This window comes from Halomonas sp. KM-1 (assembly GCF_000246875.1).
Taxonomy (GTDB): Bacteria; Pseudomonadota; Gammaproteobacteria; order Pseudomonadales; family Halomonadaceae; genus Halomonas; species Halomonas aerodenitrificans.
Genome location: NZ_BAEU01000110.1, coordinates 80798 through 94834, shown reverse-complemented (window position 1 = coordinate 94834; position 14037 = coordinate 80798). Strand labels below are relative to the sequence as shown.

General features: G+C 64.9%; 14 protein-coding genes. 5 read left to right on the top strand and 9 right to left on the bottom strand.

Features of this window, described 5'->3' with window-relative positions; translation table 11 throughout:
* From B8115_RS12045 to rfaH, 7 genes are all read right to left on the bottom strand, one after another.
* Positions 1-432 (bottom strand): hypothetical protein, encoded by a 432-nt coding sequence (locus B8115_RS12045; protein WP_010628054.1) that lies wholly within the window; start codon positions 430-432, stop codon positions 1-3.
* Positions 429-1379 (bottom strand): alpha/beta fold hydrolase, encoded by a 951-nt coding sequence (locus tag B8115_RS12040; RefSeq protein WP_010628053.1) that lies wholly within the window; start codon positions 1377-1379, stop codon positions 429-431. The genes B8115_RS12045 and B8115_RS12040 overlap by 4 nt, the downstream gene beginning before the upstream one ends.
* A 70-nt stretch (positions 1380-1449) precedes the next feature.
* A complete protein-coding gene (locus B8115_RS12035; protein ID WP_010628052.1) occupies positions 1450-2580 on the bottom strand; it encodes a diguanylate cyclase in 1131 nt (376 codons plus the stop codon).
* A complete protein-coding gene (locus B8115_RS23920) occupies positions 2574-3059 on the bottom strand; it encodes a hypothetical protein (protein ID WP_234260531.1) in 486 nt (161 codons plus the stop codon). The genes B8115_RS12035 and B8115_RS23920 overlap by 7 nt, the downstream gene beginning before the upstream one ends.
* A 153-nt stretch (positions 3060-3212) precedes the next feature.
* Positions 3213-3329 carry a cytochrome c oxidase subunit CcoM gene (gene ccoM, locus B8115_RS24110; RefSeq protein WP_275949231.1) on the bottom strand — a complete coding sequence of 39 codons (117 nt, stop codon included), beginning with the start codon at positions 3327-3329 and terminating at the stop codon, positions 3213-3215.
* A 157-nt stretch (positions 3330-3486) separates the two neighbouring features.
* A complete protein-coding gene (locus B8115_RS12025; RefSeq protein WP_010628050.1) occupies positions 3487-3993 on the bottom strand; it encodes a peptidylprolyl isomerase in 507 nt (168 codons plus the stop codon).
* 63 nt (positions 3994-4056) lie between these two features.
* Positions 4057-4599: a transcription/translation regulatory transformer protein RfaH gene (gene rfaH, locus B8115_RS12020; RefSeq protein ID WP_010628049.1), complete on the bottom strand. Its 543-nt coding sequence runs from the start codon at positions 4597-4599 to the stop codon at positions 4057-4059.
* A 179-nt stretch (positions 4600-4778) separates the two neighbouring features.
* Here rfaH and B8115_RS12015 point away from each other — a divergent pair, with 179 nt between their 5' ends.
* Positions 4779-6146 carry an MFS transporter gene (locus B8115_RS12015; protein ID WP_010628048.1) on the top strand — a complete coding sequence of 456 codons (1368 nt, stop codon included), beginning with the start codon at positions 4779-4781 and terminating at the stop codon, positions 6144-6146.
* 8 nt (positions 6147-6154) lie between these two features.
* Here B8115_RS12015 and B8115_RS12010 read toward each other — a convergent pair whose 3' ends face one another.
* Positions 6155-7972 (bottom strand): SEC-C domain-containing protein, encoded by a 1818-nt coding sequence (locus B8115_RS12010; RefSeq protein WP_010628047.1) that lies wholly within the window; start codon positions 7970-7972, stop codon positions 6155-6157.
* Positions 7973-8079: 107 nt separating this feature from the next.
* The gene (locus B8115_RS12005) at positions 8080-9324 is read right to left on the bottom strand and encodes an AarF/ABC1/UbiB kinase family protein (RefSeq protein WP_010628046.1); all 1245 of its coding nucleotides are present in this window, start codon (positions 9322-9324) and stop codon (positions 8080-8082) included.
* A 133-nt stretch (positions 9325-9457) separates the two neighbouring features.
* Here B8115_RS12005 and B8115_RS12000 point away from each other — a divergent pair, with 133 nt between their 5' ends.
* The 4 genes from B8115_RS12000 to B8115_RS11985 all read left to right on the top strand — a co-directional run bounded on the left by B8115_RS12000 (position 9458) and on the right by B8115_RS11985 (position 13995).
* Positions 9458-11392 (top strand): DNA topoisomerase III, encoded by a 1935-nt coding sequence (locus B8115_RS12000; RefSeq protein ID WP_010628045.1) that lies wholly within the window; start codon positions 9458-9460, stop codon positions 11390-11392.
* Between the two features lie 76 nt (positions 11393-11468).
* The gene (locus B8115_RS11995) at positions 11469-12374 is read left to right on the top strand and encodes a ketopantoate reductase family protein (protein WP_010628044.1); all 906 of its coding nucleotides are present in this window, start codon (positions 11469-11471) and stop codon (positions 12372-12374) included.
* A gap of 131 nt (positions 12375-12505) precedes the next feature.
* On the top strand, positions 12506-13162 hold the full coding sequence (locus B8115_RS11990) for a hypothetical protein (protein WP_010628043.1): 657 nt from the start codon (positions 12506-12508) through the stop codon (positions 13160-13162).
* 173 nt (positions 13163-13335) lie between these two features.
* A complete protein-coding gene (locus B8115_RS11985; protein ID WP_010628042.1) occupies positions 13336-13995 on the top strand; it encodes a peroxiredoxin in 660 nt (219 codons plus the stop codon).
* Positions 13996-14037: the final 42 nt, after the last annotated feature.

Sequence of the window (14037 nt, the reverse complement as noted above, 5' to 3'; positions counted from 1 at the left end):
TCACTCCGAGCCGCGCCGACGCTCCCACCACAGATGAGCGGCCAGCGGTGCCAACGCCAAGGCCGGCGCCAGCAGCGTGAAGCCGACCCGGGTCTGGTAGACCGACGTGAGCATGTTCTGCTCGATGGCCACCACGCTACTGGCGATACCGATCGCCACCGCGGCCAGCAGAATGACGAACCAGGCCAGATGCGCCCGACGCAGGCCATCGATACCGAAGCGCAGAAAGCCTATGGCCAGCCGCCAGGCCGCCAGAATGCCGAGCAGCTTGATCAGCATGCCCAGATCGAACGCCAGTAGCGTGGCATGGAGATCCGGAATCGGGTAAGCCACGTAGGTGAGCGGCACCAACAGCGCCATCAACAGCGTGAGCGGCACCAGCAGTAGCACCACTTCGGCCAACAAGATCTGCTTCCTGGCTGTCAACGTCATGCGTTCTCCTCCATGAAGCGCCGGGTGACCTCGGCCAACGGCCCCGGCGCCGTGAACACCAGGGTATGGGCAACATCCGGGAGTATCTCGAGCTCACCCCGCGGCAGACGCCTCGCCAGCATCTCGGCGAATTCCTGATGGGTGATGGGATCGTGCTCGCCACGCACCACCAAGGCCGGCGCCTCGACATGGCGTACCTTCTCCTCGACGGGATCGGTGACCTGGAATATATAGGAGCGGATCATGCGCCACAGCCCCGCCTTGCCGTACTCGGGAGCCGTCACCTCCCCCAGCATCTCGGGATTGTAGGGCTCGTTCTGACGCCAGCGAACGAACTGCCAGAAGGTCGAGCGCTCGTCGGGTGGCGTAGTGGGCCCTTGCAAAATCACTCGATCCACCCGCTCGGGGTAGCGCATCGCCAGATCGACGATGACCTGACAACCGAAGGAGTTGCCGAGAAAGGAGGCACGCTCGAGGCCGATGGCATCCATCCACGCCACCAGCCAGCCCGACATCTGGGGGATATCGAGCACTTCACCGGGATTCTCGCTGTCTCCGTACCCCGGAATGTCGGGAACGTAGACGGGGAAGTCCTGCGCCAGCAGGCGTGCGGTGGGAACCATGTAACGCCCCGAGAGCCCCGAGCCGTGAATCAGCACCAGCGGCGGCGCATCGGGTGGTGCGGCTTCGGTAGCGACCAGCGCATGCAGCGAGACGCCGTGTACCGACGTTCGCCTTGCCTCGAGCGGGCCGAGGTCCATCCATTCATGGAACGGGGGAAACTCAGGTGCGAGAAGCTCATCGTCGGTGTCGCCACAGCCACCGAGCAGCAACCCCAGACTGCCGCCCCCGGCCAGCTGCAGAAAACGGCGACGATCGATATTGTCGGCGGCGCGGGCACCGCAGTGACGTTCGGGCGTTTCCCTGCCCTCATGCGGAGTCATCATCCGACGCCCCCTTTCCTTCCGTGGCGCTGAAGAATGTCAGGTCGAATGTAAAATCTGCCTAGTACCCACCCTAGCCAGCCATCTCGCGACTGTCCAATGCCGCCACTTGCCAGCCGTCGCGCCCCTTCTTCTTGACTTCGTATAGCGCCACGTCAGCGGCAGCATAACCTCTCTCGTAACCGGCATGGTCCGCCTTGAAACGTGCCGCCCCGACGCTGAACGTCACATGCGTGGCATGCGGATGCGACGGATGGGGCAAGGCAGCAGCACGCAGCGATTCGACGAGATTGCGACAGCTCGCATCCAAGGAGCGATCATCCTGGCACTCGAACAATACGGCAAATTCGTCGCCCCCCAGGCGATACAGCCGCGCCCGCTGTTCCATTGTCTGCTGGATCAATTCGACCAGACGACGCAGCAACCGATCGCCATCGGGATGGCCAAGGCTATCGTTGTACTGTTTGAAATAATCGATATCGACGAGCAGTAGCCCCATCTGCTGCCCATGCTTGGCCACGACGTCATCATGCAGGGCACTGCGGTTGCCCACGCCGGTGAGCGGATCTCGCAGGGCTCGACTCATCCACTCTAGGCTTTCTTTTGCCGATTTGGCTGCACGGCGGCGCTGCAGCTCATGCATTAGCCAGAAACCCAGGCCCAGCACGAATATCACCAGGCTCCCGGCCAGCACCTGCCCCTGGTGACGACGCGTCTCGTCGACGAACTCCGCCGTGACGGCACTGCGCCGGTCCAACTGGTGCATCTCGATTCGGGTTAGGCAATGCATCGGCGCGAGCACGCTCTGCCGCAGGTGGGTGGCCGTGACAGGCGCATCGCCCTCGAGACGCAGGAGCAACTCGTCGATGGCGTCGAGACTTGGCGGAGTGCAGTCGTACTCACGTCGATAAAGACCGATATCGAACAGACTGTAGGCAAGTTTTATCTGGAAGTGGGCCTGCTGCCGGATCTCGGCATCGTCAGGCTCCAACAGAAGCAGGTCGAGCCCCTGCTGCAGATAATCGCGGGCACGCGTGGCCAATTGCTGACCGGTGAGATTTCCCGACTGGCTGAAATAGGCATGGATCTCGGGGTAGACCCAGCGCGTCTGATACGCAATCAACAACATCAACGCCACGAAGCTCATCAGGCTGAGCCACAGCCAGCGTACATGTCGCCACCAAGGTAGCTCCGGTTCTACCATACCGCCTCGATGCTGCGGATCATCCACACCCAGTCGTTGAAATTGCGCAAATTTCCGGGATCGCGGCTGCCGTAATCACGCTCTACCAAGCGCACTGGGCCACGCTGGCGAAGGCTGATAGGTTCGTCATCCTGGTGAGTGACGAGAATCCAGTTCGGGTCGTCCCAGTCCGGCAGGGTCACATCGTAGTCGTCCCAGGCCACGAAGTGCAGCTGGGGCGGCACCCGGCCGAAGTGTTCGACGAGAAGATCGCGGAAGACCAAGCCTCGAATACTCACCTCTTCGGTCAGATAAGGCTCGAAGAAATGGAATTCGACGTCGGCCCGCTCCCGCAGCGACTCGATGGAAAGCTCGATTTCCCGTTCTCCGTCGTGCAGCAGCAGCGAATCGGGGTTGGCCTGTACGGCCGGAGACAGCAACAGCGCTCCGAGCAGCACCGCCAGGGCACGGCCGTAAACGTCGCGTCCAGACTGGAACATGATCAAGACCCCTCGTTCTTTTTCTTGCTGTTATCGATCACGCCATCGGCGTATCGTTTCGCTGGAGTCTAACACGAAAAAATGCCGGCCCAATTGGGCCGGCTACTGGGGGGAAAACTCCCCCCTCCCCTGACGACTTGCCTACAGGCTGATTCAGTGCTTGCGCTTGCGACGATGGTCGCGAATCACGAAGCCGACCCAACCTGCCATGAATGCGATCATCATCGCGACGGTTACCAGTCCGAAAATTACGGCGTCATCCCAGTACATGTCGTTTTCTCCCCGTCACTCGATGCGATGAGTTCACTCTAGCCCGTTGAAGGCAGAGGAAAACTGACCTGCATCAAATTTCGTCTCAGCCATGACGAGTGGCGCCCGACGAATTGATGCAGGTCAGTTTTTGAGGGGGATTCGCGTGGGTTCGGCTTTAGGAAAGCTTGCGGTCTTCGACTTGGGCTGGCGTAACATCGTCGGGCAGCGGGTGCCCCTTGGCCAGCTCGGCGCGATTCGCCTCGCGCACGCTCAGCACTTCCAGCGCGTAGCTCAGGGTCTGGCCAGCCAGCGGGTGGTTGGTGTCGACCAGCACCTCGTCGTCGCTGACTTCGAGCACGGTGACGATCTGCGGGCCGTCATCGCCCGGCGTCTGGAAGCGCATGCCCGGCGTCAGCTCCTGCTGAGGAAAGGCGCTGCGGCCGAATGACTGCACCAGCTCCTCATTGCGCTCACCGTAGGCGTCCTGCGGCGGCAGCGTCACGTTCAGTCTGTCGCCGGGTGCGTGGCCCTCGAGCTCGCGCTCGAGGCCCGCCATGATGTTGTCGTGGCCGTGTAGGTACTCGAGGGGCCTGGCACGTGCCCGCGAATCGTCGAGAATCTGGCCCTGCGCATCGCTCAGCACGTAGTGAAGGGTCACGACCCGCTGCGGGGCGATGTTCATGGTGAACTCCTGAGGCTCTGTGAGCGTTGATGGGTAGTGTCGGGGGAAAGACCGGCAGCCGCTTCAGTTGCCCGGGCGCAAGCTGGCCACGGGCATTTCCAACTGTTGCTGCCGGTTGAGCAGATTGAGTAGCACGATGGCCCGCTCATCGCCCTTGTGACTGGCAAAGACCGCCTGCAGATCCTTGAACGGCCCTTCGGTGATCTCCACCTTCTCGCCGGCACGGAAATAGACGTTGACGGTATTCTCCAGGCTCTGGGAGCCCTGCTCGCGCAGCATCGCGATGAGGTCGTCGTCGACCGGCAGCGGATGGTTGCCGAAATTGACGACACGCAGCACGCCACGAGTCGAGCGAATCGGTCGCCAGTTACTGGCAATTCGATCGAGGCGAATGAAAAGGTAATGAGGGAACAACGGCTCATCCAGCCACACCAGCTTGCCCCCGCGTTTCTTCTGCACCTGCAGAATGGGATGAAACAGTTCATAGCCCTGATTGGCCAGATGCTGTGCGGCACGGAAGGATTCTCCGCCCTTGCACTGAACGACGTACCACCGAGGCAAGTTATCGTCCGTGTCATCGATCGGCTGACGTTCGCTATGGCTCATGAAGGCCTCCTGATCGGAATTACCTGCTGGCATCGATGCCGGTGCTCTGCAACAATCGAGCGGCCGGACGATGGGTCCTCCTGGACCGTCCACCTCCGCTGAACGGCGGGTCATTCTAACATCGTTACGAGCCCCGGGCCGCCCCCTGGCCATCGTTACATCGAGGAGTTTCGCCACGCATGACAATCCCTACCGCTCAGCGCAGTTGGGGAGCCGCCCTGGCCATCTACCTGCGCGCGCCCGTGATCACCATGCTGTTCCTGGGTTTCTCGGCCGGGCTGCCGTTCCTGCTGGTCTTTTCCACCCTTTCCGCATGGCTGCGCAGCGATGGCATCCAGGTGGCCGCCATCGGCTTCTTCTCCTGGATCGGCATGCTCTATTCGATCAAGTTCTTCTGGGCCCCCATCGTCGACCGCCTGGCACTGCCTGTGCTGACCCGAACCTTCGGCCAGCGCCGCGGCTGGATGCTGCTGGCTCAGGCCATGATCGCCGGTGGGCTCATCGGCCTGTCGAGCCTCGACCCACAGCAGAACCTGGCCCTGGTGGCCGCCTTCGCCCTGCTGGTCGCCTTCGGCTCGGCGACCCAGGACATCGCCATCGACGCCTTTCGCATCGAGTCGGCGCCGGATGACATCCAGGCGGCCATGGCCTCCACCTATATCATCGGCTATCGCGGCGGCCTGCTGGCCGCCGGCGCCGGCGCCCTCTACGTCGCCTCGTGGCTCTCCTGGCAGGCAGCCTACCTGGCCATGGCCCTGCTGGTCGGCGTGGGGGTGATCACGGTGCTGCTGCGCCCGGAGCCCAAGCGGCTGTCGCTCACCACTCAGCTGATCCACGAACCCAAGGTTCGGGCTTTCATCCGGGCCAGCCGCGGCAAACCGCGAGCGCTGCGCCGCCTGGGCGCGTGGCTGATCGGCGCGGTGATATGCCCGTTCACCGATTTCATTTCCCGTCATCGCCTCAAGGCGCTGTGGCTGCTGGTGTTCGTGGCCGTGTTCCGCATCAGCGACCTGGCCATGGCATCGATGGCGAATCCGCTCTATATCGACCTGGGCTTCTCCCTGGCGACCATCGCCAACGTGACCAACGTGTTCGGCATTGCCATGAGCATCAGCGGCGGCATTCTCGGCGGACTGCTGGTAGCGCGCTACGGCATCGGGCCGATCCTGGTGCTGGGCGCGGCGGCGGCCACCCTGACCAACCTGCTGTTCGCCGCCTTGGCGCTGGCCGGCCAGAGCCTGCCGATGCTGGTGATGGCCATCGTCGGCGACAACCTGGCCAATGGCCTGGCCAGTGCGGTGTTCATCGCCTTCCTGTCGAGTCTGACCTCACGTGCCTACACCGCGACCCAATACGCACTGTTCTCTTCGCTGATGACGCTGCCGGGCAAGTTCCTGAGCGGCTTCGGCGGGCTGGTAGTGGCGGCAGAGGGCTACGCCACCTTTTTCGTCATTGCCACCGCGCTGGGATTGCCCGCCATTGCCTTGGCGATCTGGATCAGCCGCGACAAGGATCTGGTACCGCCGCCGACGCCACGGGCCGCCTGACGGGAGTATCAATCGTCAATCTGACTCTGCAGCCAGTCCAGCGCCCCCGTCGTGGCACGCCACTGGTCGCGCATCAACGTGCGGTACTGCCACGCCTCGGCGCGGGTGCCGGGCTCGGCGACGTTGTCCGGGCCCAGTTGCACCGGGCGGGTCTGCTCGGCACACAGCATCGGCAGCGCGTGGGGATTGTGGCGACGCACGTCGCGCAGCGCCTCGTTGGCCTCGTCGATACGCTGCAGTCGGAACAGGGCCAGAGCTCGCCCCATGAGAAGGCCCAGCACCGGCGTATCGTCGCGCTGGGTCTCGGTCACGCTCAGCGCCTCACGGTCGCGCCCTTCCCGCAGCAGTTGATCCAGCACCAGTTCCTGCAAGCCCAGACTGTCCTGGTCGTCGAGCGTCAATAGCCGCTCGGCCAGCCGCCGGGAACGCTCGCGAGCCCCCCGCTCCATGCCAACCACCAGCGCCAGCCCAGTGCGCAGCAGCACGGCGTTGTCGGCGCTGTCCCAAAGAAACGGCCCCTCGCCCTCGCCGCGAATGCGCTCGAGCCAACGCTCGAGACGGTCGGAGAGCGGTTCGAACAGGCTGGGCGACATCCACGGCAGACTGCCGAAGCGACTGGTCAGGGCCAGGGTGAGCGACTGCACCACCCGCGGCGAATCGAGCCACTCCGGATGCGCGCAAAGTTCACGCAGCCAGTCGCCGGCCTGCAGCCAAGGGTCACCCTTGAGTCCCAGGGCACTGTCGTCGTCCACGTCGACCTGGAAGTGCTTCTGCCAGGCAGCGAATAGGGTGTCTTCACGGGCGCTGCTACGATATTCCAGTTCGCCGTTCTCGGTCTCGCCAATGTTCAGCCCAGGGGCCGGCGGCAGCTCCGCCAGCAGTGCCTGCAGCGAAGCCAGCGGCTCCGCCAGGTCCTCTTCGGCGTTGAGCAACTGATCGGCGAGGGTGGCGCCCGGATTCTCCGCCAGATCGGCCAGGAACTGCAGCTGCTCGGGCTCGAGGTCGCCCTTGCGGGCCAGACGCCGGAACCAGAAGCGGGCCCGCTCGGCGGCTTCCTGCTCGTGCCCTTCGTGCAGCAGCAGCATGGCTTCGATGTAGGCCAGGGTCGGCGAGTCGGGCAGCGCCTGCTGGGCGCGCACGAAGGCGGCGCGGGCGCTGTCCAAATCGTCGCTGTCGAGGTGCATGAGGCACAGGCGCTCCAGCGCCACCCCGCGCAGGAACAGCGGGCCGCGGTCGAGCACCTCATCGAGCAGCTCGGCCCGCTTGCGAGTGAAGCCGCGCTCCTGGTAGAGGTCGATCAGCAGCTCGAAGGCCGGCTCGGCCTGAGCCGGAAGGCGCGACCAGTCGGCGCGCTGGAACAGCGATTCGAGGATCTGCTGGGCGCGACCGCGCTGGCCGGTTTCGGCGGCGATCAGGCCTGCTTCCAGCAGGGCCTGAGCGGGCGCGTGGCCGCTCTCCAGGGCCGCCTTGAGGGTGGGCCCCTTCCAGTCGCGCAGCGAGAGCATCCACATCAGGTGGTCCGGCACTTCGGCCGGCATCGCGACGGCTCCGCAGCAGTGCTTGGTCTTGCGCCCGGAGTCGCACCAGCAGGGTTCGTTGCGGCCCGGACGTGCCAGCGGCTCACAGGTGAAGCCGGCGCGCTCCAGCGGGGTCTGGCTCCACAGGATGGGCGCCATTGCCTGGGCCATGGCCAGATCGCCGCCCATCAGTTCGGCGCCTTCCTCGCGCGCCCAAGCCATGAACGCCGGATAGCGCTCTTCCTCTCGGATGACTGCCAAGGCACCCGAGGCAAAACCCAGCAGCTGCTCCACCCATACTGCCAGCATTCACTCTCTCCGCCAGTTCGAAAATGGCGCATATAGTAACAGGGAAGCGTGACTCGGTGTTGTGCGCAAGGAGCGTTCGCACCCGTCCCGGGTTCCGCCCTCGGAACTCAACGGCGCGCCCATTCCAACAGCGGCCGGGTACGGGCGTGCATGTCCAGGCGGGCCCCCAGGCGTACCAGGTTCCAGTAGTGCCCGTTCAAAGTGCGCGAGAGCAGCAGCACGTCGGCAGGCGGCTGCAGGCGGTCCATGGCCGCCCACACCTTGGGCGTGAGATCGCGCAAGCGGCGATGCACCCTGACGTCCGAGAAGTCCTGAGGGCCAGGCTCGAACAGCGGCGCCACGGCCTCGGCCGATTCACGATACAGCGCCAGCGGCGCTCCCTGCCCCTGGCGTCCGCCCAGTCGGCGCAGGGCATCGTCCATCGCCATGGGGTCGCCGGCCAGGGTGGCATCGAGCAGCTGCATCATGGCGCGGAGATGGGCTTCAGGTACCGGGATCACCGCCCCCAGATCGTAGATCACCAGCCGGCCATCGTCGGCCACGGCAAAGTTGCCGGCATGCGGGTCGGCATGCAGTTCGCCGTGGGTAAATAGCTCTTCGGTGAGCCAATCGGCAAGCGTTGCGGCAACGCGCTGGCAGGTCGCATCGTCGGCCTGCTCCAGCTCGCGCAGCGGCGTGCCGGCCACGTAGCGCATGGCCAGTACCCGCGGTCCGGAAAGCTCGGGCAACGGCTCGGGGATGAGCAATCCCTCGAGATGAGAGTAGCGCTGGCGATAGCGTGCCAGCGCGTTGGCCTCGGCATGGTAGTCGAGCTCGCCGCGCAGGCTGGCGGCAAGCTCCTCGAACAGCGCATCCAGACGCACCTGGGGCACCTTCAGCCAGCGCCCCAGCCGCATGATGCGTCGCAGTTGGGCCAGATCGCCTTCCAGAATCTCGGCCAGGCCCGGGTACTGCACCTTGAGCACCAGGGTTTCGCCGGCATGGGTGACCGCGCGATGCACCTGCCCCATCGAAGCGCTGGCAAAAGGCCGTGTCTCGACCTCGCGGAAGTGACGCTCCAGGTCGCCGTACTGCGCCTCCAGGGTGCGGCGAATGCCCTCCCAGGGCATCGGTTCGGCCTGGCGCTGCAGGCGGGCCAGCTCCTCGGCGAGATCGGGCGGCAGCAGGTCGTCCCACTGGGCCACGATCTGGGCCAGTTTCATGGCCGGCCCCTTGAGCTCGGAGAGGCCGTCGAACAGCGCCTCGCCCAAGGCGCGCCAATCGGCTTCGCCACCGAAGCGACTGCGCAGAAACGCCCCGCCGGTACGCGCACCGAGACCGAAAAGCCGTCTCGTCCTTCCTCGCTCACGCATGTGGATGCTCTCCTGGCCTTTGCTGCCGAACCACGATACAGGAACTGTACAGCTTTTTGGCGCACGACATCTGGTCTTACCGACGGGTTACTGTAAGAATATCCATAAACGAACTCCCAAGTCCGAGTCTTTCATGCGCCTGATCATTGCCGAGAAACCCAGCCTCGCCCGAGCCATCGCCGACGCCCTACCGGGCGACACGAAGCGTGAGGACGGCGCCCTGCGCGGCAACGATACCGTCGTCACCTGGTGCCTGGGCCACCTGCTGGAGCAGGCACCGCCCGATGCCTACGATAGCGCCTACAAGCAGTGGCGGCTGGACCATTTGCCGATCCTGCCGACCCGATGGCAACTGGCGCCACGTCCCAAGGCCAGAGGCCAGCTCGCCGTGATTCGCAAGCTGCTCAAGCAGGCCCGCGTGGTAGTGCATGCCGGCGATCCGGACCGCGAAGGCCAGCTGCTGGTGCAGGAAGTGATCGAATATCTGGGCTGGAAGGGGCCGGTGGCGCGTCTGCTGGTCAACGACCTCAACCGGCCTGCGGTACAGCGCGCCTTGTCCCGTCTGGAGGACAACGCCCGATATCAGCCGCTCTATCGCGCCGCCGAGTCGCGCTCTCGGGCCGACTGGCTGTACGGCATCAACCTGACCCGCGCCTGGACCCTGACCGGCCGTCAGGCCGGCCACGACGGGGTGCTCTCGGTGGGCCGTGTGCAGACCCCGGTGCTTGGCCTGGTGGTGCGCCGCGACGCCGAGATCCGCGACTTCAGGCCCTATCCCTTCCACGTGCTGTGGGCCGATCTGGCAGTCGCCAACGGCAGCCTGCGCGCCTGGTGGCAGCCCGGCGAGCAGCACCGCCTTGACGAGCAGGGCCGCCTGCTCGAGCGCGCCCCGGCCGAGGTGCTGGCGGCACGTCTGCCAGGCGCCGAGGGGCGTCTGACGTCGCTAGAGAGCCGCCAGAAACGCCAGGCCGCTCCGCTGCCCTATTCGCTTTCTGCGCTGCAGGTGGACGCCGCACGGCGTTTCGGCCTCTCCGCCCAGATGGTGCTGGATATCTGCCAGCGGCTCTACGAACGCCACAAGCTGATCACCTACCCACGTTCGGACTGTCGCTACCTGCCCGAGGAGCATCTGGTCCAGGCTCGCGCCACGCTGAGCGGCGCCTGCAGCCAGGACGAGACGCTACGCGGCTGGCTCGCCGGCGCCGATTTCGCGCTGCGCTCCAAGGCCTGGGACGACAGGAAGGTCGGCGCCCACCACGCCTTGGCGCCCACCGGCAAACCGGCCGAACTTGCACGCCTAGAGCGTGCCGAAGCCGATGTGTTCCGACTGATCGCCCGCAACGTGTTGGCCCAGTTCTACCCGCCGCTGATCGCTCGTGAGGTGAAGGCGGAATTTACCATTATGGGCGAGTGCTTCCGCGCCAGCGGACAGGAACTGCTGCAGCCGGGCTGGAAGCCACTCTTCACCACCCGCGACGAGGCTCCACCGCTGCCACCTCTCAGTGAGGGGGAAGGCTGTCGGGTGACGGCAAGCGCCGTGGAAGATCGCGAGACGCGCCCGCCAGAACCCTTCACCGATGCCAGTCTGATCAAGGCGATGATGAACATTGCCCGCTACGTCGACGACCCCCAGGTCAAGCGCACCCTGCGTGAGCACGACGGCCTGGGCACCGAAGCGACCCGCGCCGGCATCATCGAGACGCTGATCGAGCGCGGCTATCTGGTACGCCAGAACAAGGCGCTGCGCGCCACTCGCCTGGGCAGCGGTCTGATCGCCTCGCTGCCCGATGCCGCGACCCGTCCCGAGCGCACGGCGCTATGGGAGCAGCGCCTGACGGCGATTGCCGAACGCGACGACGACCCGGCCCCCTTTCTCAGCGCTCTCGTCGACGACCTGCGCGGCCTGCTGAGCAAGGCCGACTCGCAGCGACTGCGCCAGGCCATGGCCGCGGCCCAGGGCGAGGTAGCGACCGGCTCGCGTAGCCCCCGGCGCAAAGCGTCCGGCAAGCCGCGGCGTAGCCGAGCGGCGTCGACACGAGGGCAACGCAAGCCACGCACCAAGGCCTAGCCGTGCCTGACACGTCGGGCTGGCGTGATTCGGCAAGCCATCGGTATGCTGCCGTATTCCATCAACGAGGCACACCATGAACGAGCAGACTCACCTGGTCGTTGGCCCCGGCGCCCTGGGCCGGCTCGTGGCCCTGCACCTGGCGGGTGTGGCACCGGTCAAGGTGGCCGGACGGCGGGGCCTGCCCACCACGCAGACCCTCGTCACGCCGGAAGGCATCCGGCGCACCGTGCCCCTGGACATGACCACCCTGGCAGAGCTGCCGCCGCTGGCACCGGCATTTCTGCACCTGACCACTAAGGCCTACGACGCTCATGCGGCCTACGAGAGCGCCATGGCCCGGCTCACCGGCAGCCCGATTCTTGTGCTGTGGCAGAACGGCTATCAGGTCCAGCCCGAACTTCAGCGCCGCCACCCGGGGCCCGTGCTGTGCGCCTCCACCACAGAGGGTGCCTGGCTCTCGGGCGACGAGGGCGTGACCCATGCCGGACGCGGCATCACCTACCTCGGCGATCTGATCGGCCGCCATGCCGAATGCTGCCGTCAGCTCGCCGCTACGCTGAATCGCGCGGGCCTGGTCGCCGAGGCGGTGTCGGACATCGAGAGGCGGCTATGGCACAAGCTGGCGATAAACGCAGCGATCAACCCCCTGGTGGCACGCTACCGTATCCGTAACGGTCAGCTGCGCGACCGGCCGTTTCGCCCCATGGTGGAACGTATCGTCGGCGAAGTGGCCGCAATCATGGCGAAAGTGGGTATATCTCCACCCCCGGCTGGCTGGCACGCACTGGTGTGGCAGGTGATCGAGGGCACCGCCGACAATCGCGCCTCGATGCTGCAGGACGTGCTCGCAGGTAGACCGACCGAACGCGACGCCATACTCGGACCTCTGCTCGCTGCCGCCCACGAACATGGCCTCGATACGCCTTGTCTCAAGGAGCTTTACGACTACCTGGCGAGCGTCTCGGTTACGCTTCGTTGAAGCCCAGTCTGGCGATACTCTGGCCATACTGCTAGGCTTTTGTGGGGATCCTCAAAGGCATGCGCATAATTTTGCGACCAAGCCTGAGGCATCACTACTGATTCATCGCACAGGGAAATGGATCTGAAAACATGAAGGCGTGTTTCAGAGGTGCCGTGGCCATGGCCGCCTGCCTGACGCTGTTGCCGCTGTCGGCCATGGCGGACGACGGCATGTCCGTCGCGGATGAGCCCCTGGCATACTCCCACGCTTCCCTCGACCTGCTAGCCGCCCTGGCGCACTCTCCTTTGAACACTCCCGCCTATGCCGGCAAGAACAGCGACCTGATGTATCTCGACAACGGTCTGGTGCTGGAGGGCAGCGACCTGCAGACGCCGGATGGCTACACTTCGGGCTTTCGGGTGACAGCAGGCTTCTCGCCGGTCAACCTACCGCGGCTCGACCTGGGGGCCGAGTTCACCTACCGCGAAAGTGACGAGGTGCCGACCCGCCACGCTGACCAGGCGCTGCTGGTGAATACCACGACCTTGGGCGGCAGCCTGGTAGCGGGCGTGCGGCTGGGCCAACTGGGCCTCTATGCCAAGTCGGGCTTTGCCGAATGGGAGGGCGACCCGGTGACCCAGAGCGAGTCGCTCTACATGGCGACCGCCGGCACCGCCAGGATTCAGGGCTTCGGCGCCCGGCTGCAGCACAACCGCCTGGTGAGCCGGCTCGAATTCGAGGAGATCGACGCCCCAAGCATGGCGCACCTGAACCTCATTACCGCCTCGCTGCACTACGCCTTCTAACCTCCATACGCCTTCCGAGCGCACATGCCTCTGCCTCCTCAGGCTAGCTCTTTGCCTGAGTGTCGCCCCTCGTGCTTATTACCTGCGCTTCTTTCATGCGTGTCCTATATTCAAGCAGCGTCCGCATGGGACCATGCGACGCTACCCCGAACCCATGATCCTGGAGCACGACGATGAGTCTCAGAATCGGCGACACCGCGCCCGACTTCACGGCGCAAACCACCCAGGGCACCTTGAAATTCCATGAATGGATCGGCGACAGCTGGTGCATTCTGTTCTCGCATCCCAAGGACTTCACCCCGGTCTGTACTACCGAGCTGGGCTTCATGGCCAAGCTCAAGCCCGAGTTCGACAAGCGCAACACCAAGATCATCGGCCTCTCGGTGGATCCGGTCGACAATCATGCCGCTTGGGCCAAGGATATCGAGGAAACCCAGGGCACCGCGCCCAATTACCCGATGATCGGCGACGACAAGCTTGAAGTGGCCAAGCTCTACGACATGCTCCCCGCCGAGGAGCCGGGCAGCGCCGAAGGCCGCACGCCGGCCGACAACGCCACGGTGCGTGCGGTATTCATCATCGGGCCGGACAAGAAGATCAAGGCGATGCTGATCTACCCGATGACCTCAGGCCGCGACTTCAACGAAGTGATGCGCCTGCTCGACTCGGTACAGCTCAATGCCAAGCACACCGTGGCCACACCGGTGAACTGGCGTCCCGGCGACGACGTGATCATCCCACCCTCGGTTAGCGACGAGGAGGCCAGGAAGAAGTACCCCGAGGGCTTCACCACCATCAAGCCCTACCTTCGCACCGTCAAGCAGCCCCGCTGAACCTCTCTTGCGCTAACCGCATAGCACGATCGCCCCGGTTTT

Bases quoted from the DNA above. Each gene is read 5' to 3' on its own strand.
- B8115_RS12045 (WP_010628054.1), bottom strand. From the start codon at position 432: ATGACGTTGACAGCCAGGAAGCAGATCTTGTTGGCCGAAGTGGTGCTA.
- B8115_RS12040 (WP_010628053.1), bottom strand. From the start codon at position 1,379: ATGATGACTCCGCATGAGGGCAGGGAAACGCCCGAACGTCACTGCGGT.
- B8115_RS12035 (WP_010628052.1), bottom strand. From the start codon at position 2,580: ATGGTAGAACCGGAGCTACCTTGGTGGCGACATGTACGCTGGCTGTGG.
- B8115_RS23920 (WP_234260531.1), bottom strand. From the start codon at position 3,059: ATGTTCCAGTCTGGACGCGACGTTTACGGCCGTGCCCTGGCGGTGCTG.
- ccoM (WP_275949231.1), bottom strand. From the start codon at position 3,329: ATGTACTGGGATGACGCCGTAATTTTCGGACTGGTAACCGTCGCGATG.
- B8115_RS12025 (WP_010628050.1), bottom strand. From the start codon at position 3,993: ATGAACATCGCCCCGCAGCGGGTCGTGACCCTTCACTACGTGCTGAGC.
- rfaH (WP_010628049.1), bottom strand. From the start codon at position 4,599: ATGAGCCATAGCGAACGTCAGCCGATCGATGACACGGACGATAACTTG.
- B8115_RS12015 (WP_010628048.1), top strand. From the start codon at position 4,779: ATGACAATCCCTACCGCTCAGCGCAGTTGGGGAGCCGCCCTGGCCATC.
- B8115_RS12010 (WP_010628047.1), bottom strand. From the start codon at position 7,972: ATGCTGGCAGTATGGGTGGAGCAGCTGCTGGGTTTTGCCTCGGGTGCC.
- B8115_RS12005 (WP_010628046.1), bottom strand. From the start codon at position 9,324: ATGCGTGAGCGAGGAAGGACGAGACGGCTTTTCGGTCTCGGTGCGCGT.
- B8115_RS12000 (WP_010628045.1), top strand. From the start codon at position 9,458: ATGCGCCTGATCATTGCCGAGAAACCCAGCCTCGCCCGAGCCATCGCC.
- B8115_RS11995 (WP_010628044.1), top strand. From the start codon at position 11,469: ATGAACGAGCAGACTCACCTGGTCGTTGGCCCCGGCGCCCTGGGCCGG.
- B8115_RS11990 (WP_010628043.1), top strand. From the start codon at position 12,506: ATGAAGGCGTGTTTCAGAGGTGCCGTGGCCATGGCCGCCTGCCTGACG.
- B8115_RS11985 (WP_010628042.1), top strand. From the start codon at position 13,336: ATGAGTCTCAGAATCGGCGACACCGCGCCCGACTTCACGGCGCAAACC.